This is a genomic window from Streptomyces sp. NBC_01439 (assembly GCF_036227605.1).
GTDB lineage: Bacteria > Actinomycetota > Actinomycetes > Streptomycetales > Streptomycetaceae > Streptomyces.
This window is the reverse complement of sequence record NZ_CP109487.1, coordinates 168790-186366: the sequence shown is the minus strand read 5'-3', so window position 1 is coordinate 186366 and position 17577 is coordinate 168790. Positions and strand designations below refer to the sequence as shown.

At 73.7% G+C, this 17577-nt stretch carries 12 protein-coding genes; 8 read left to right on the top strand and 4 right to left on the bottom strand.

Going from position 1 to position 17577, the window contains the following annotated elements; translation table 11 throughout:
- Positions 1 to 134 precede the first annotated feature (134 nt).
- From OG207_RS00930 to OG207_RS00910, 5 genes are read left to right on the top strand one after another with little or no spacing between them, the layout of a single operon-like run.
- Positions 135 to 2891, top strand: coding sequence for a lantibiotic dehydratase (locus OG207_RS00930; RefSeq protein ID WP_329094913.1), 2757 nt, complete (start codon positions 135 to 137; stop codon positions 2889 to 2891).
- 44 nt (positions 2892 to 2935) lie between these two features.
- Positions 2936 to 4108: a lantibiotic dehydratase C-terminal domain-containing protein gene (locus OG207_RS00925; RefSeq protein ID WP_329094911.1), complete on the top strand. Its 1173-nt coding sequence runs from the start codon at positions 2936 to 2938 to the stop codon at positions 4106 to 4108.
- Positions 4105 to 5949 (top strand): hypothetical protein, encoded by a 1845-nt coding sequence (locus tag OG207_RS00920; RefSeq protein WP_329094909.1) that lies wholly within the window; start codon positions 4105 to 4107, stop codon positions 5947 to 5949. Before OG207_RS00925 ends, OG207_RS00920 begins: the two co-directional genes overlap by 4 nt.
- Entirely contained in the window at positions 5946 to 7919 is a 1974-nt protein-coding gene (locus OG207_RS00915) for a TOMM precursor leader peptide-binding protein (protein WP_329094907.1), read from the top strand. Before OG207_RS00920 ends, OG207_RS00915 begins: the two co-directional genes overlap by 4 nt.
- A gap of 30 nt (positions 7920 to 7949) precedes the next feature.
- Complete coding sequence (locus OG207_RS00910; protein WP_329094906.1) at positions 7950 to 9674, top strand: thiopeptide-type bacteriocin biosynthesis protein; 1725 nt, start codon at positions 7950 to 7952, stop codon at positions 9672 to 9674.
- Between the two features lie 250 nt (positions 9675 to 9924).
- On the opposite strand, the gene OG207_RS00905 is transcribed toward OG207_RS00910, so the two are convergent.
- Positions 9925 to 11376, bottom strand: coding sequence for an amidase (locus OG207_RS00905; RefSeq protein WP_329094904.1), 1452 nt, complete (start codon positions 11374 to 11376; stop codon positions 9925 to 9927).
- 120 nt (positions 11377 to 11496) lie between these two features.
- On the opposite strand from OG207_RS00905, the gene OG207_RS00900 reads away from it, so the two are divergent.
- Together OG207_RS00900 and OG207_RS43965 are read left to right on the top strand one after the other, a co-directional pair.
- The gene (locus tag OG207_RS00900) at positions 11497 to 12114 is read left to right on the top strand and encodes a TetR/AcrR family transcriptional regulator (RefSeq protein ID WP_329094901.1); all 618 of its coding nucleotides are present in this window, start codon (positions 11497 to 11499) and stop codon (positions 12112 to 12114) included.
- A gap of 194 nt (positions 12115 to 12308) precedes the next feature.
- Positions 12309 to 13109, top strand: a complete 801-nt coding sequence (locus tag OG207_RS43965) for a TerD family protein (protein ID WP_402697494.1) — start codon at positions 12309 to 12311, stop codon at positions 13107 to 13109.
- 137 nt (positions 13110 to 13246) lie between these two features.
- On the opposite strand, the gene OG207_RS00890 is transcribed toward OG207_RS43965, so the two are convergent.
- Complete coding sequence (locus tag OG207_RS00890) at positions 13247 to 14185, bottom strand: hypothetical protein (protein ID WP_329094900.1); 939 nt, start codon at positions 14183 to 14185, stop codon at positions 13247 to 13249.
- 263 nt (positions 14186 to 14448) lie between these two features.
- Between OG207_RS00890 and OG207_RS00885 the strand changes: the two genes are divergently transcribed.
- Positions 14449 to 15894, top strand: a complete 1446-nt coding sequence (locus OG207_RS00885; RefSeq protein WP_329094899.1) for an oxygenase MpaB family protein — start codon at positions 14449 to 14451, stop codon at positions 15892 to 15894.
- Between the two features lie 156 nt (positions 15895 to 16050).
- On the opposite strand, the gene OG207_RS00880 is transcribed toward OG207_RS00885, so the two are convergent.
- Positions 16051 to 17043, bottom strand: coding sequence for a DUF4344 domain-containing metallopeptidase (locus tag OG207_RS00880; RefSeq protein ID WP_329094897.1), 993 nt, complete (start codon positions 17041 to 17043; stop codon positions 16051 to 16053).
- Between the two features lie 311 nt (positions 17044 to 17354).
- Positions 17355 to 17561, bottom strand: a complete 207-nt coding sequence (locus tag OG207_RS00875; RefSeq protein ID WP_329094895.1) for a hypothetical protein — start codon at positions 17559 to 17561, stop codon at positions 17355 to 17357.
- Between the last annotated feature and the right edge of the window lie 16 nt (positions 17562 to 17577).

The window sequence follows — 17577 nt, the reverse complement described above, 5'->3', positions numbered from 1 at the left end:
GCAGCACGGCGCCATTGCACCACGGCACCACCGCACCACGGCGCCACCGCATGACCGCTCGCCAGACGCTTCCCGCCGCGCCCCTGCGCGCGGCGGGAAGCCGCGCGCCGCCCCCACCCACAGGACGGGAACCCATGCCGCAGTTGCAGTCGCAGCCGCACTTCACCCCCGGCACCGACGGCTACCGGGTACGGTCCGCGCCCTACGCGCTGGCCCGCGCCACCGTGCTCGCCCAGCCGGCCCAGCCCCCCGCCGCAGCCGCCTTCCGGGACCTACTGAGCCGCCTCCACCGGCTCGACACCGAACTGTCCCTGACCACCGCACCGCTCTGCGACGACCTGTACGCCGCCCGCGACGACCACCCCGCGGACTTCCACCGCGACACCGTCCTGCCGCTGCGCCGCGCCCTGCACAACCGCCGTGAACCCCGCCCCGCCCTACTCGTCCGCCTCGGTGACCTACCGGCCCGCCTGCCCCGGCTCGCGACCTGGCTCGCCCTTCGCGCCGACCGCGACACCCTCCTGGCCGCCCTCGACGCGACCTGTGGCCCCGCCCTCGACGCCGAACGCACCTCGCTCGCCGCCCTCTGTCGCGAGCCCGCCTTCGCCAAGGCCACCGCCCTGACCAGCGCCGACCTGCTGCGCGCCATCAACCGTGCCGCCGCCGGCACGGCCGACCGCCGCGCCCGCAAAGAGGAACCCACCGTGCTGCGCTACGCCCTGCGGGCCAGCACCAAAACCAGCCCGCTGTCATGGTTCACAGCGGTCGGATGGGGCCCACTGGCCGGCCGCCCTGCCGACGGCCCCACCCACCCGGTGGCCTCCTGGGGTACCGCGCCCGTCCTCGACGGCCCCCTGCGATCCGTCGTACGGACCAACCGCACCCTCACCACCGCGCTGACACTCGCCCTCCTCGACGCACCGCACCGACGCACCACCCTTCCCCATCGCATCACCAGCACCGCACGAATCGCCGACGCACGCACCGCGTACACCCGCGACCGGCCATCCTTCGCCGGCGGCCGCTACCTCGTGCCCGGCGAGGACGAGGCCGAGGTGGCCTCCAGCAATCCGCTGCGCCTGCTCACCCACCTCGCCGAGAACCCCGTACCGCTCGCGGACCTGACGCAACACCTGGCCGCGGCGCTCTGCCCGTCCGGCCCGGACGGACCGCCCGGCCCACCCGGCCTGTCCGGCCCGGACGACAGCGGCGACGGCCGGGCCGCGGTCGCCGCCTTCCTCGACCGGCTCACCCACGCCGACCTGCTGGTCCCGCAGCACCCCCTCGCCCCACAAGACCGCGCCCCCCTCCAACGCCTCGACGCCTGGGTACGCACCTTCGCACCCGACCACCCCGAGGACGCGCACCGCGCCGACCGGATCGCCGAACTGGGCTCGCTGACCGCCCGGTTCGCCGCCGCCCCGGCAGCCGACCGCCCCGGCCTGCTCACCGACCTCACCCAGCGTTGGACCGCCGAGCTGGCCGCCGCCGGCCGCCCCGTCCCCACCGGCTCCGCCCCGCTGACCGTCCTGTCCGAAGACGTGATCGCCGCACGCCCGCTGACGCTCGACGGCTTCCTCGACGCCGCCGACCACGAGGCCCTCGCCGAGGTCACCGCCCTCGCCGAGCTCTTCGACCTCGGCCACCTCGTCCGCCGCGCCCTGCGGGACCGCTTCGTCGAGCGCTACGGCCCCGGCGGACGCTGCGCCCACCCCTGGGAGTTCGGCGCCGACGTCACCGCCGCCTGGGAGACCGCCGGACGGATCGCCCGGCTCGACCCCGCCGACCGTGACGCCTTCCCCACCGGGACCGAACCGCTGGCCCGACTGCGCGCGGAGATCACCACCGCCCTGCGGGACCACGACGGCCCCCGATATCGCCACACCTGCGCTCCCGCCGACGAGGCAGTACTCCCCGCGGACACCCTCAAGACCCTCGGGGAGCGGCTCCCCGCCCCGACCCTCGAACGCCCCCTCAGCTACACCTACTTCCTCCAGCGCGACCCCGCCACCGCCCTGCTGGCGGTCAACCACGTCTACGGCGGATGGGGCCGGTTCACCAGCCGCTTCCTGGACTTCCTCGACCCCCGCGCCACCGCCGAGGTGTCCCGGCAGATCCGCCGCGGCCTCGGCCCCGGTGCCCGCCCCGCCCAGATCCGCCCCGTCAGCGGGTTCAACGCCAACCTCCACCCCCTCCTCGTCCCGGACGAGATCGGCCCCGACCGCGACCGCACCCCCATCGCCGAAGCCGACCTCGAACTCGTCCACGACGAAGCCACCGACCAGGTTCGCATCCACCTGAAGACCACCGGTGAACCCCTCGACGTGCTCTACCCCGGCTTCCTCGCCCCCGTGCTGCTACCCGCCCGCATCGCACCCCACCTCGCCGACCACCCCGGCGGCGTCGTCGACTTCCGGCCCCTCGCCCCCCGCCGAACCCTGGACGCACCCGGCGGCCAGGTCACCGTCAGCTCCCGGCTCCGCCACCGCCACGTGGTCCTCCAGCGCCGCCGCTGGCTGCTACCGCCCGCCGTGGTGGCCCAGTTGCGCGCCGACCTCGCCGCCGACACCAACCCCCACCGGGTCCCCACAGCCGCCACGGCCCACTGGCGCGCCCTCCTCGGCCTGCCCGAACAGGTCTTCCTCCACCCGGTGGCCGGCGCCTCCACGGGCCGGGCCACCGAGGACTTCCTCAGCCACCTGGCCCGACCCAAACCGCACCTCGCAGACCTCGGCAACGCCCTGCACCTGCGCTGCCTGGCCAAATGGCTGTCCCGACACACCGACGGCGTCGTCCTGGAAGAGGCCCTGCCCGCCCCCGGCGGCCTGGCCACCCCCGCCCGGGCCGTCGAACTCGCCCTGGAGGTCTACCGGGTCGGACGCCCACGATGACCCGCCCGCCCAGCCCGCAGCAACACGACAGGAGCGCACCGGACATGCCGCCCCCCGACCCTCAAACCCCAGGACAAGACCTCCGCGACCACAATGCGCTGGACGTCGTCGCCTACTACCACCACCCGGTCAAGGCCCCGCTGCTGCGCGAAGTCATGCTCCCGCTCGCCGCCACCGCCACCACCGACGGCACCACCGCGCACGTGGAGCGGCACTGGCTACACGGCCCGCACCTGCGATTGCGGCTCCAGGGCACCGACCCCGCCGCCGTGGCGGACACCGCCGCGGCCGCGGCCGCACACATCCGCACCTGGCTGCGCGCACACCCCTCACACAGCGACCTCACCCAAGCCCAACTCCTGGAACAAGCCACCGAGACCGGGCGCGCCGAACTCCTCCCCCCGCCCTACGGGCCGATCCACCCCGACAACACGACCCGGATCGAACCCGTCGACCGGTCCCCCGTACGCACTCTCCTCAAAGCGGACGGAACCGCCCTGCGTGAAGACCTCCTACGCCACGGCCTGGACGCCCTGCGGGCCGGTGCCGCCTTCCTCGGCCGGCACGGCGACACCGACCGCGCCCGGCTCCGCCTCGCGGTGACCGCCCTGGCCGCCCACGCCTGCGCCCACCCCGGCGGCCTGACGGGCGGACACTGGTCCTACGTTTCCCATCTGGAGGACTTCCTCCTCCACGACGACCCCGACGGAAAGCTCCGCGCCACCTTCGAACGACACGCAGAGCGCGCCGGGGACACCGTCACCGCCCTCGTCGCACGCATCGCCGACGGGCACACGGACGACTGGGAACAGGCCTGGGCCGGCTTCTCCCGCAACGCCTGGCAGCTCACGAGCCGACGCCATGCCGCCGGCGCCGACCTCCACGGAGACCCCCTCGCCTACCGGACCCGAGCGGCCGCAACCGGCGACGGCGCCGCGTACGAACGCTGGAACCAAGACATCCGCACCCGCTACAGCGAGTTCCACCAGCTACTGCGCCGCGCCGACCCGCAGGGCACGATGTGGAGCCGTCCCGACTACCTCATCCACCGGGCCTGCACCAACGCCCTGTACCGGCTGTTGACCGTCTGCGACGTCCGCCCGCTGGAGCGCTACCTCGCCGCGCACCTCGTCGTCCGCGCCGTGCCGGCCCTGACCGGCTGCGACTGGCGCACCGAGATCGGCACCGTTATCGACGCGTTGGAGGCACGGACATGACCGGCGAACACACCGCCCATGAGACCCACGACACCCATGAGACCCACGAGACCCACGACACCCACGACACCGGCGGGACCCGCGCGAACGGCAGCGGCCGGTTGCGTCCCGGCACCGCCGCCACACCCCTGCGCGCCGGCCTGCACCTGCGGGGACGGCGCGGCAGCGTCACGCTCGAAGGCAGCACCGCCGTTCCCGTGGTGTGGGGCCTGCTGGAGGAACCCCTGCGCTCCGGCCACCTCGCCGGGTTCCGCGAAGGCCTGGAGCCGGGCTCGGCCGTCCGCACCGCCGTCGACACCCTCCTCGACCGGCTCGCCGACCACGACCTCCTCATCCCCGCACCACCCGCCGCCGGGCACCCCGACCCCACGGTCACACGGTGGATTGACGCCACCGCCACGCACCCCGCCGACGCGGCCGCCCTCCTCGCCACCACCCGGGCCGAAGTCCTGGCCCGCGACCCGGCCTCCCCGACCGCCACCGCCGCCGTACGGGCGCTGACGGCCGGCGGGGTGCCCGTCACCCTCACCCCCGACCCGGACCTGCCCCACGACCGCGTCCTACTGACCCTCCGCGGCGGCGCAGGCCCAGATCGGGCGGTCGTGGCCGGGCGGGGCGGCGCCACCGGATACGTGACCGCTCCCGGCAGCGCCGCCCAGGCACGCGCCGACGCGGCAGCCCTTGAGGCCCGGCTCACCGACGGCGCCACCGCCCCGCAACCCCACGCGACCCCGGGCGCGTTCCCCGCACTGCTGGCCGGCGCCGCCGCGCACCGGCTGCTGTGCGCGGCCGCCGCACTGCCCGACCCGGCCACCGAAGCCGACGACCCACGGCTGCTCCCCGGCATCCCCGCCGTCCTCCTCGCCGACGCCCGCCCCGCGCGTTCCGACCACCACAGCTGGCTCGGCCCCGAACGGATCGACGCCGACCGCCGCGTCCGCCTCGCGCCCCCGGTGCAGCTCGCCGAGGCACTGCGGCGGGTCGCTGCCCTCGGGGACCGCCGCTGCGGCCCCCTGCCCGCACCCGAGCCGCAGGACCTGCCCCAGCTTCCGGTCCCGCTCGCCACCTGCACCCTGCCCGGCCCCGCCACCGGGCACTCCACGACCCCCCGCACCCTGACCGGCGGCGGACCCCGCCTCGACCTGGCCCGGCTGGAACTGTTCTGCCGTGCCGCCGAACTGCTCCTCGAGGACGCCACCTTCACCGTCGGCGCCGACCCGGGGCACGCCCACGGCCGCGCCCTGCGCCACGCCGCCGCACGCCGCCTCGCCGCCGCCCCGCACGACTGCCCCCCGGTCGATGCAGCCCGCTGGTCCGGCCACCCGCAGCTGTGCCACTGGTGGACGACCCTGACCGGCCGGCTCGCCGTCCCCGCACGACTGGAGGTGCACCGAGCTGCCCCCCACGCGCACGCGTACCGGGCCGTGGTCCGCCGCACCCCGCCCGGGCCCGGGCGGGGGCCGGGCCAGTTGCTCGGCGAGGCCGTCGAAGCGACTCCCGGTGACGCCGCTGCCTTCGCCGCGCTGGCCGCCGTCACCACCACCTGCACCGCCAGGACAGGGACGCCCGCTAGCCCGCCACCACCCTCCGGGGCCGCGGCCGCCCCGCTGGCAGCAGCCGGTGTGACCACCGCCGCCTGGGAAGACCTCGGCTGGACCGGGGGCTGGCTCGCCGACCTGGCCCGACGCGAAGAAGCCTTCCGCACCACCCTCCACCAGCTGTTCGAAGCCGGCCCCGCGAGCACACCTCCCGCACCCGGCCCCGCACCGGAATCCGGCCTTGCCGACCTGCTGCGCTCCTTCGGCTTCACCGTGCTGCGCACCGCCGAGGAGGCCCGATGACCAGCCCCACCGTTGCCGCGGCCGGCCCCACCCCCGTACCCGTACCCGTGCCCGCGACCGGTTCGGGCCCCGTCCCCGTGCTGGACGCAGCCGCCGCCCTGGCGGCCACCACCGGTCGGGCCGCGGTCCTACTGACCCACTGGACCCTCGGCCTCGCCGAGGAACTGAGCCGCCACGCCCTGTACCGGCCCGTCGCCCTGGTCCCGGTGCGCTACGACGGGCCGCTGGCGGTGATCGGACCGGTACTCCGGCCGGGCGCCGCCGCCTGTCTCGTCTGCACCGAGTACCAGCGCCTGACGACCGCGGGCGGCCGGGTGCCGTGGCAGACCCCGAAGCTGACCCTGGCCGGAGTACCCTCACCGGCCCTGACCCCGGCCACCCTGGCCCTCGTCCAGGACCTCCTCGACCACCCCGACCCCGACCCCGACCCCGACCTCGCCCCGGATTCCGGCCCGGATGCGGATACGGCCGTGGTCCACATCGTCCACCAGGGCCGCGGCACTTGGACCACCCACCACGTCCGCCCCATCGGGGGCTGCCACGTATGCCGCCCCCTGCCCTCCGACACGCAAACACCACTCCGCCCACTGCCCTGCGAACCCCGCCCGATGCCCGACCCGGCCGTCCTGCGCGGCCCCAACCCCCGTACGACCGGCGCCGCACTACGAGCCGCCCTGCACGACGAGCGGTTCGGCCCCGTGCGACTACTGCGCCGCTCCGAGGACTCGGCGTCCAGCCTCACCAGCGCTCTCGTCACCGACGGCAGGTCTGTCGACGACGGCGGCCACGGCCGGGCCCGCTCCTTCCCCGACAGCGAACGCATCGCCCTCTTCGAAGCCGTCGAACGGTACGCGGGCATGCGCCCCACCGGCCGCCGCACCGACCTCCTGGCCTCCTTCGCCGAACTGGGCCCGGGCCGCGCACTGGACCCCGCACGGCTCGGCCTGCCCGACCCCACCCACCACGGCCACCCCGCCTCACCCACCGTCCCCTACACCCCCGACCTACCACTCCACTGGGTACACGGCTGGTCCCTCACCCACCAAAGGCCGATCGCCGTCCCCGAACACGTCGCCTACTGGGACGTACCGGGACCGGACCGGCCGCGCGTCGTCTACGAGTCCTCCAACGGCTGCGGCCTCGGCAACAGTCCCGAAGAGGCCGCCCTGTACGGGCTGTTCGAGGTCGCAGAACGCGACGCCTTCCTCATGGCCTGGTACGCCACCACCCCGCTGCACCGCATCCACCCGCCGGCCGACGACACCGACACCCTGCTGCTCGCCGATCGGGCGGCGGCCGCGGGCTACCGGCTCCTGCTCCTGGACGCCACCAACGACTTCGCCGTCCCGGCCGTCCTGGCGGTCTGCCGCTACGAGGGCGGCCACCCCGATGCGCCGCGCATGTTCCTCGCGGCCGGCGCCCACCACGATCCGCGCGCCGCCATCCGCTCCGCCGTCGCCGAGGTGGTCACCAACGTGCTGGAGGCACCGCACCGTTCCTCCGCTGACAAGGGGCCGCGCGACCCGCAGCGGCTGCGGCCCATGCTGGAGCACCCCGAACTCGTCCTCGCCCTGGACGACCACGTCGGACTGAGCACCCTGCCCGAGGCCGCCCCCCGCCTGGAGTTCCTCTTCACCGACACCCCGACCGCCACGGTCGACGAGGCCTGGCCCGGCGCCCCCCAGCCGGTGCCCGACCTGTCCGACCTCCTGACGCGGAGCGTCGGCCGCCTCGCCCGGGCCGGACTGGAGGTGATCGCCGTCGACCAGACCGAGCCCGGGCTGCGCGAGCAGTTCGGCCTGCACTGCGTGAAGGTCATCGTCCCCGGCGCACTCCCGATGACCTTCGGGCACGTCAACCGGCGCACCCTCGGCCTGCCCCGACTGCTGGAAGTGCCCCACCGCCTGGGCCGCACCGGCCGGCCGGCGCACCACGGCGAACTGCCCCTGCACCCGCACCCCTTCCCCTGACCCGACCCGCGACGACGAGGACCGGACGACGTGACGACGACCGACAACGACACCCCCGCGGGCACCGCCGCCGGCACCTGGCAGAGCCACCACCTCTTCCTGCACTCCACCACCGAGGACACCGACCGCTTCCTCATCCACGACACGGCCCCCCTACTCGACGGCCTCGTGGCCGCCGGCGAAGCCGCTGACTGGTTCTTCATCCGCTACGGGCAGGACGGCCCCCACGTACGGATCCGAGTCCGGACCACCTCGACCGCGACCGGCACGGAGCTCATCGGAGTACCGGACCTGCTGGCCCGGCGGGCACGCCAGGTGCCCGCCGTCCCCGGCCCCTGGCCCTCCCGGCACGCCGAGGTCCGCTCAGTGCCCTACGTACCCGAAACCCAGCGCTACGGCGGACCGCGGGCCCTGCCCGTCGCCGAAGCACTCTTCGCCACATCCACCCGCACCGCCCTCGACGTACTGCGGGCCCTGCCCGCCACGACCACGGCCGCATCCCGGCTCACCGCGGCCGCGGACCTCGCACACACCACGGCGTACGCGCTCGGCATGGACCCGCTCGCCGCCGCCCGCTGGCTCCGCGCGCACGCGGCGGGCTGGCGCTGGGTCACCGAGGTACCGCTGCTGCCCGCCGCCACCGTCCACGCCCGGGTCAACACCATCCACGCCGCGCAGCGCACGACCCTCGCCGGGCGCGCCGCGGACCTGCGCGAACGCCTGGAGGCGGGCACCGCGGCACCCTGGCTGGCGCACTGGGCCGAACGGGTCCGGGAAGCCGACGCGACTCTCGACGGCCCCGGCGAGCAGACCCGGGCCGGCATCTGGGGCTCCCAGCTGCACATGCTGTTCAACCGGCTGGGAGTGAGCCCCGACGAGGAACGGGCCGTGTGCCGGCTGGCCGCGCGCACCCTGCTGGAGACCGACGGCGCACCGGCGGGCTTCTTCCCGCCCGGCCACACCGCCCCCGACCTGCAGTACCTGGAGCGCAGCAAGTTCCAGATCGGCCGCGGCGAGGACTCGGCACTGCGCCCCCTGCCAGCTCCGGCGGCCGGCCCGGCGACCGATCCGGCCGGGTCCGCCGAAATCCCCCTCCCCGCCGACCCGTTGCCCGAAGTCTCCCTGGCCACGGTCCTCGCCCGACGCTCCTCACTGCGCGGCGCCCTCACCGGCCCTCTGGACACCGGTACGCTCGGCGCCCTGCTGTGGCACTCCCTCGCCGAGAGCGGCCGCAGCGAGCAGCACCTCGCCGACGGCACGACCCGTACCCTGGCCCACCGCCCCTACCCCAGCGCGGGCGCCCTCCACACGGCACGCGTCCGCCTCCTCGTCCTCGACGTGAGGGGCCTCCCCACCGGCACCTACGACTGCGTCCCCGAACGCCGGACCCTGCGCCGCATCGGCCCGGCGGCGCCGTTGGAGGACATCACCGCCCTGTCGACCTACCTCTCGCGACCCTCGGCAGACCCGGACTGGATCGGCATCGCGCAGGCACCGGTACTCCTCGCCCTCTACGCCGACCTCGGCCAGCTGCGCCGCCGCTACGGACTGCGCGCGCTGCGCCTGGCCCTGCTGGAGACCGGCCACCTGGCCCAGACCCTGCTGCTCACGGCGTCGGCCCTGGGCCTGGGCGGGACCCCGCTGGGCGGCTTCCACGACGACCTGGCCCACGAACTGCTCGGACTCCACGACCCGGACCAACCACTCCAGTACCTCCTTCCCCTCGGCCGCAGGCCGCACCGGCCCGGCAACTGACCACGACACGCCGACGGATACTGCCGAGGACGACCTCCGCCTACGACGACGACCGGTGCGGCCTTCAGAGCGCACCGGTCGACCGCGCCGGTGCCAGGGCGGGGGAGGGGAACACGTGGCGCGCCTCGCCGCCGGACCACCACACACCGACACCGTCCTGGCCTCCCAGGACCGCTCCCGCACCCGCTGGGAGGCCGTTCTTCGGACAACGCGCGGTGACGCCGGCCGCGGCGCCGTCCCCGCTGCCGGATCAGGCCGATCGGGCCTGGCCCGCCCACACGGCAGGCTTGCGGTGCGCCCAGGGCGCGGCGTTCTCCAGTTGCGCGGCGAGCCGGAACAGCACGTCCTCGCGTCCGTAGCCCGCGGCGAACTGGACACCGATGGGCAGGCCGGTGGCCGGGTCGGACGCGAGCGGCACCGACATCGCGGGCGTGCCGGCGACGTTGAAGGCGGCGGTGAACGGCGAGCGGTGGAACAGGTGCTCCAGCCAGCCCAGCCCGTCAGCATGCTCCGCGCCCCGACCGTAGGTGCCCAGGGGCACCGGTATTTCGGGGAGGGTGGGCGTCAACAGCACGTCCTGGCCCCCGAAGTGGGCGCCGATCGAGCGGGCGACCCGGTTGCGTACGTCGAGGGCGTGCACGAACTGGGCACCGCTCACCGTGCGCCCCCACGCGTAGCTCGCGAGCATCTCGGGCTCGACGGTGGACCCGTCCACGGGGCGGCCCGACGCGCCGGCGAGGCCATCGATCCACGTCACCAGGTTCGTGGCCCACAGGCGGGCGTTGGCAAGGACGAACTCCTCCCAGCTCACGCCGAGATCCACGACGGTGACCTCGACCCGGTGGCCGAGCGCCTCCAGCAGCCGGGCCGTGGCGAGGGTCGCCCCGCTCACGGCCGGCTCCACCGCACGCCCGCTCCAGGGGGTGGTGAGCAGGCCGACGCGCAGGCGGCCCGGCTCCCTGGTGATCTCCTCGAGGTACGGGCGACGGGGGCGCTCCGAGAAGTAGGGGTCACCGGTCTCCGGGCCCTGGATCAGGTCGAGCAGGGCCGCGCTGTCGCGCACGGTCCGGCTGAGCCCGCCGTGCACCGCGAGGCCGTTGAAGACCTCGTCGGCGTCCGGCCCCAGGGAGACGCGGCCCCGGGTGGGCTTGAGCCCGAACAGCCCGGTGGCGGCGGCCGGCACCCGGATCGATCCGGCCGCGTCGGTGGCGTGCGCGAGGGGAGTGATGCCGGCGGCGACGGCCGCGGCCGACCCGCCACTGGAGCCGCCCGGGGTCCGGGTGAGGTCCCAGGGGTTGCGGGTGGCACCGTACAGGACCGGCTCCGTGGTGGTGCTGTAGGCGAATTCGGGCGTGGCCGTACGGCCCAGCGTCACCAGACCCGCCCGGCGCAGCCGCCGCATCAAGAAGGAGTCCAGCTCTGCCACGTTGCCGGCGGCGAGGCGACTGCCCCACTCGACGCGCTTGCCCCGCATGGACACGGCCAGGTCCTTGATGAGGAACGGCACGCCCGCGAGCGGAGTGCTGCCCGGGACGGGGACGTCCTCGGCGGGCCAGCTCTCCACGACGGCGTTGATCTGCGGGTTCACGGCCGCCAACGCGGTCTCGGCCGCGCTGGTGAGCTCCGCCGCGGTCACCTCTCCCCGGGCCACGAGCCCGGCCAGTCCCACGGCGTCGTACTGGGTGTATTCGTGCAGTTCCACGGCTTTCCACCTACGTTTCCGATCGGTCCCATGCGATACCGAGCGGTATCGTTTGGGGGTGGGCGGTAACGTAGCATGGGTCGAGAGACGCCGGCCAACGCGACCGAAGCGAGGCACACCATGACCAGCAGCCCCCCGAGGCCGGGCCGGGACTCGAGGGTCGCCCGCCTCCCCCCGCGCGAGCGCATCCTCGACGCCGCCGAGGAACTCTTCCTCCGTGAAGGCGTCAGGGCCGTCGGGGTCCAGGCCATCGCCGAACAGGCGAAGACCACGAAGATGGCCCTCTACCGTCACTTCGCCACCAAGGACGCGCTGATCGAGGAGTGGCTGAGGATCGTTGCGGCGGGGTACGCAACCGCCTTCGACCAGGTGGAAGCCGGGCACCCGAACGACGGCCGGGCCCAGGTGCTCGGCGTGGCGCGCTTCATCGCCGAGGGACTGCCGGACATCGCCCGACGGGGCTGCCCCTTCGTCAACTCCATTGCGGGCCTGCCCGATCCCGACCATCCGGCCCGTCGGCTGATCGAGAACCACAAGGCCGATCAGCGGCGCCGCCTCACGGCCATGTGCGAGCGGGCCGGTGCACACCTGCCCGACGACGTCTCCGCAGAGATCACCTTCCTCATGGAAGGCGCCCAGATCAGCGCACAGAACGGCAGCGTCGACCGCGCGGGGGACCGGCTCGTGGCCGCCGTCTCGGCAGTTTTGGACAGGGGGACGACAGCGCGGGAGGCATGAGACGCACGCACACGAGGGCGGTCCTCGAACGGCCCCCCACGCACGGCAGGATCACGGCTCCCACCGCCCCTTGGTCGCCTACCCCTTCCCCCCCCCGGTCGACCCACACGGCGAAGGTCCAGCCCTGGGCTGTGGCCCTGGACCTTGCCTTTGGCAGGGCGGCTCGGCACGCGGCGCAGGGGCCCCGACGGGTTGTGCGGCTGCTGGGGGAGGAGAACGACACGGTGTGGCCGGAGGCCGGCCTCACCGCGCTCGAAGAACAGATCGTCCGCGTCCTGGTGGTCGGGTTCAGGGAGATCGGGCCGCTGAGGGACGCCGACGAGCTGTCCGTGGAGGCGTTGGCGCCGGACGGCACATCGGTCGCCCGGTACGAGGTGACGGATGCGGGTGGCGAGACGGCGATGGTGCTCGCGGAGGTGTACCGGCGGGCTGGGGGCTGGAAGTTCCGTGCGGTGGGTCAGGGCTACGCGAACGGCCTCGCCGGCTTGGCGACGGACCACGGCGTGGACGTGTCGCAAGACGCCCCGGCGCCCCCGAACCGGATTCCGCCCCACCCCCCGACGCCGGGGCAGGGCCCGGCCCAAACATCGGTTCCGTTCCAGCCCCCGGCTCCGGCAGCGGTGTTCGCTGCTCCCGTCGCTCCGGCGCCTCCCGTGGCCCGGCGGTTAGCGGGTGAGCCGCAGGACTGGACGTTCGGTGCCGTCTTCGAACCGCATACGCGCACCGGCCGGGACAACGACGTGATCACGGTGAACGGGCTCCCACCGGGGCCGGTCGTGATCGACCTCAGCATCCGGGGCGAGGACAACCTCATCGTCAACCTCTTCGAACTGGAGGGGCACGACGACCCCACCGCTCTGCCCGACGACGACAACGTCGTGAACGAGATCGGCAAACGGCGGGAGACCGTTCCACGCCGGCGGTCAGGCGCACGGCGCCGCTCCGACACCGGTGGCCGGCACGGGCAAGGTCCAGGGTTGGCTGCGGCGGGGTAGACGCTGAGCCTCCATCCGGGCTGACGCCGCACCGCCCAGCCACCCGACCCGGTCCCACCGGACCGATCCGGTCCGACAGGCACCAGCACCCCGAGCGAGCCCGGCTGACCGGGACCAGGCACCGGGGGCCGCACCCGTCAGGAGCCCAGCGGCACAGCACCTCGCTCAGCGCACTGCGCGGGCGCGATCCGCCACGCGCCGCTGTGCACATCGAGCGTTGCCATGAGGTCGGCCCGTTGCGGGAACGCGACGGCCAGCCGCCACCGGGCCGGCAGGGCGGCCAGCTTGATCGTCACCAGATCCCCGGTGACTTCGCCCAGGGCTCCGATCCAATGGGGGGCGGTCGCGATCAGCTGCTCAGGCAACCAAGACTCTGGCTCGGGAACGCGCACGGAAGGCACCCCGGTCAGCTCGGCGAGGGCGGAGCCGGCCAACAAGGCCATCAGCCGCGCCAGTACCGCTACCGGCAGGGCACGGTCGCGGGCTTCCAGCAACACGTAACAGTCGTCGTGACCCGAGAACCAGAACCGGGAGTCTTCCCAACGGCTCAGGATCGGTTCGTCGCTGCCGGCCGTCCCGACCACCAGGGCCAGTTCGTCGAGCTGCTCCGCACTCACCCCGGCGGGCACGTCGACCAGAGCCAGTTCGTATGCGGACCAGCTGCCGTCCAGGAAACGCGGCAGATGGTCGCGGTCCATCACCAGCAACTCCTCGGCGAGTTCGTACGTGCCGGCCGCCCAGGATCCGAGGGGGTGGACCGTGCACGGCACGCCGAGATCGGCCGCGATCAGCCCGGGCCGCAGCGGATGCCAGTGCTCGTCCAGGTAGGAATTGGTTTCCAGAGACAGCACCACGACCGCGTCGTCCGCCACGGCCACCAGCAGATCGACCAACTCACGCGCCTGGGCCGCACCGGCGGTCACCTGCCACACCCCCTCGGCCTCACGGACACTGAAGCTCAACGGGAACGGCCGGCGCTCCACGCCGACACAGTTCACACTGAACGCGCCGTGCTGCCCAACTTCGATCACTGCCCACCCCCGGGAAACCGCCGGACGCCGCTCGGAGCCCGTCACCACCCATCATCGCCGGTCAGCGGGTCTCCTTTCGTCCCGCAGCCGGGGCGAGGGGCCCGCCCCGGCCCATGGGGCCGACCGCCCCCAGCGCCAGGTCCGCACTGTCCGCCACCCCCAGACGCTTCCCGGACGGGTGAACTCGCCCATCCGGCCGCTCCCGTATCCCGGCAGCGCCGTTGAGCCGGGCGGACCGCCGAATGATCTCTCGGCCGGCTGCCGTCCGCCCGGCTCGTTCCAGTGCAACCGCTCGAGGAGACACCCCCTTGGCTACCGCCGATCTTCCTGGTCCCGACTCGCTGCTGCGCCGCACACTGGGGGAGTGGCGGATCGGACTGGTGGCATGGCGGCTCCTGGTCCTGCAGACCGCAGATCCGGCGGTCGCCGCCGGCATGCGCGACTTCTCCACCTACCGCGCGCACCCCTGGCGGCGCATCGAGCACACCATGGACAGTGGGAAGCGACTGTTCTTCTCCGACCGCGAAGGGCTGCGCCGCGAGGTCGCCCGCCTGGAGCGCACCCACCGCCGTCTGGCAGGAACCGACGAGCAGGGCAGGTCCTTCACCGCGTCGGACCCGGCGGTGCGGGTATGGGTCCTGGTCACCTTGTACGAGTGCATGACGGCGATGCGGGAACTCTCGGGGCGCCCGCTGGCACCGCCCGAACTGGAGCAAATGTACGAAGAGTTCCGTGCGGTGTGTTTCGAGTTCGGCTTGTCCGACGACCTGTTCCCGGCCACGGCGGCCGACGTGCCCGCGTACATGGACCGCACGATCCGCGAACGCCTCGAATACAGCGAACCCGTGCGCTACCTGCTCTTCGACATGCTCCGCGAAGCCCCCGCACCCCGCCGCCTCGGCCCCCTGAAGCCGGCCTGGCCGCTCGTGCGCACGGTGGCCGCCCAAGTGATCGGCGCGCTGACCGTCGCGGACCTGCCACAAGCCTTCCGCGAGCGCTTCGCCCTGCCCCGCACCCGCCGCGCGGCCCTCCTGTCCTTCATCCTGCACCGCGGTATGCGCGTGCTGATGAACGCCCTGCCCGAGCACCGCCGCTACCGCACCCCACCGGCCGGCGTCCCCGTGACCCCACCGCCCTCCGCCGCTTCCACCGACCGCTCTTCCACGCCGGCGGCACGCTCCGTCCGGTTCCCCGTACCACGCCGCCGCAAGGGTGCCGATTCCCGCCCCGCGCGTCTACGGACCTTCTTCCACCAGGTCCTGGACCAGACCGGCGACGGTCGCATCAGCTCGGTCGACCTGCAGGCGATGGCGCACAACGTGTGCTGGCCGCTCGAACTCGCCGCTGAACGCGAAGCACCCGTCTACGCCGCCTTCGAGACGTGGTGGCAGCAGCTACGGACCGGCATGGACACCGATGGGGACGGACAGGTGACCTGCGAGGAGTTCGTCACCGCCATGCTCACCGGAATCGACTCCGGGCCGGCCTACCTCGAGCAGGGACTGCACGTCGCGGTGCGGGCGGTCTTCCACGCGGTGGACACCAACGGCAGCGGACACCTGTGTGCCGATGAGTACCGCAAGGTCTTCGGCGGCTCCCGGGTCCACCTCGCCGAACTCAACCACGGCTTCCGCCAGCTCGACCACGACGGGGACGGCCGCATCTCCGAAGACGAATTCGTCCGGGCCTTCACCGACTACTTCACCGCCCGCACCGACAACACGGCCGGCAGCCAACTCCTCGGCCGCCCGTAACGGGCGACGTGCCCGGGCGAGCGCTGAGCCACCGTGGGCCGCCCTGCCCTGCCCCGCCCGGCCCCGCATCGCACGCCCGCGCGCACGAAGGACGGCCCCGCCCGACCCGGCCGTCCCGCCGTTCCCCACGCCCGGCGGCCCTCGTGGCGGCCGGACTCATTGACCGGTACGGATTTCGTCGATGCGCTTCGCCAGAGACTGCGTCTCCGTGATCAGCCGCGCGTGCGCCTTCTTCTGCTCCTCGTCACCCCGGGCCTTGAACGCCGCGCTGAAGTGGGGTTGGAGCTGGGTCCACCAGCCGTAGTCCAGCATCGCCCACGCCTGCGGGCACAGGGGGGCGCGGGTTTTCGGGAGGTAGCCGCTGTCGACCAGCGACCGCTGGTACTTCTTCGGGTCGCTGCCCTCCAGGTAACACAGGAAGTTGAAGGCCCGCTGCTGGGTGACGGGGTGGTCGCTCGACATGCCCTCCAGGGTCGGCCGGCCTTCCTTGCGGGCGATCTCGTCGAAGAGGATCGCGGCGGCCAGCGACGGGCCCGGTCCGACCTCGTTGACGGTGTAGAAGGACGCGTAGCCGTCAGCGGCGTCCTCTTCGAGGCCGAGGTTGGCCAGGAGGAGCTGGCGTTGCAGGGCGTGGCCCATCTCGTGGTTGAAGATGAACTCGGTCGACAGCACGGTCAGATCGTCGGTGTTGTACTCGGACGCCGGGAACGGAGCGGGCCGTTCGACGGTCTTCACGACGTCGGCGAGGGCCTTCTCGATCTCCGTCAGGAACGCCGGCGGGATGAAGATCGTCCTTCCGTCGGGCTGGGTGACGGCGTCGGTGACCCCGGGCGGCACGTCGGCGGTGACCTTCACGACCATGTCGTGCGGGAGGGTGAGTGCCCTGTTCACCCAGTCGGCCGACCGCTCCAGCACACGCGAGTTCCGGATCAGTGCCACGGCCTCCCGATCCTCCGGTTTGACCGTGCGGGTCTCGTAGACGACGGTGACCCTGCCGGAGCGCGCCGCCTGTGGGCGAGGCCCGGCCCCCGGCCCCTGCCCGGCATCGCGGGCCCCGTCGCTGCACCCGCTCACGACGACCCCGGCGAGGACCAGCACGCCTGACAGGGCGGTGCGCGCCCTCCTCGAGCAACCGGCGGTGTTCGGCATCCTTGGTCGGCTCCCGTCGTGTGTTCCCGCACCGATCGTCAGGCCGTTCGGGAGCCCATGCCCGTCGAGCCGCCCGTTCGGGGGAGCGCTCGCCCGTCGGGGACCAGAGCGCCGGATCCCCCGGACGGCGGCGTACGCGCCCTGCGACGACGCCGGAGCTCCGGGGCAGCGGTAGGCCGGCGGGTCGCAGGGTGGCACCGAGCGAAGGTTCGACGATGTGACCGCGGCCGTGAGGAACCCTCGCACGCGGCTACGACAGGGGCGTCAGGGCGAGGCCATCACGACGGGGTCGCCACTCTTGCTCCACGGGCTCACCCGTTCGACTTGAGTCGCGTCGTGGCCGTCTCGTAGCTGACGGTCTTGTCGCCCGTCGCGTCGACCGCGGCGGTGATCCTGTCGAGTTCGGTAGCGGAGACGATGCCCGCCAGGCCCTCCCGCAGCTGGCCGGTGTCGAAATGGGCTTCGAGATCATGGTCGTAGAGCCCGGCCAGGTCATCCTGCGAGGTGAGCTGTGCCATGGGTGCGTCCTTGTCT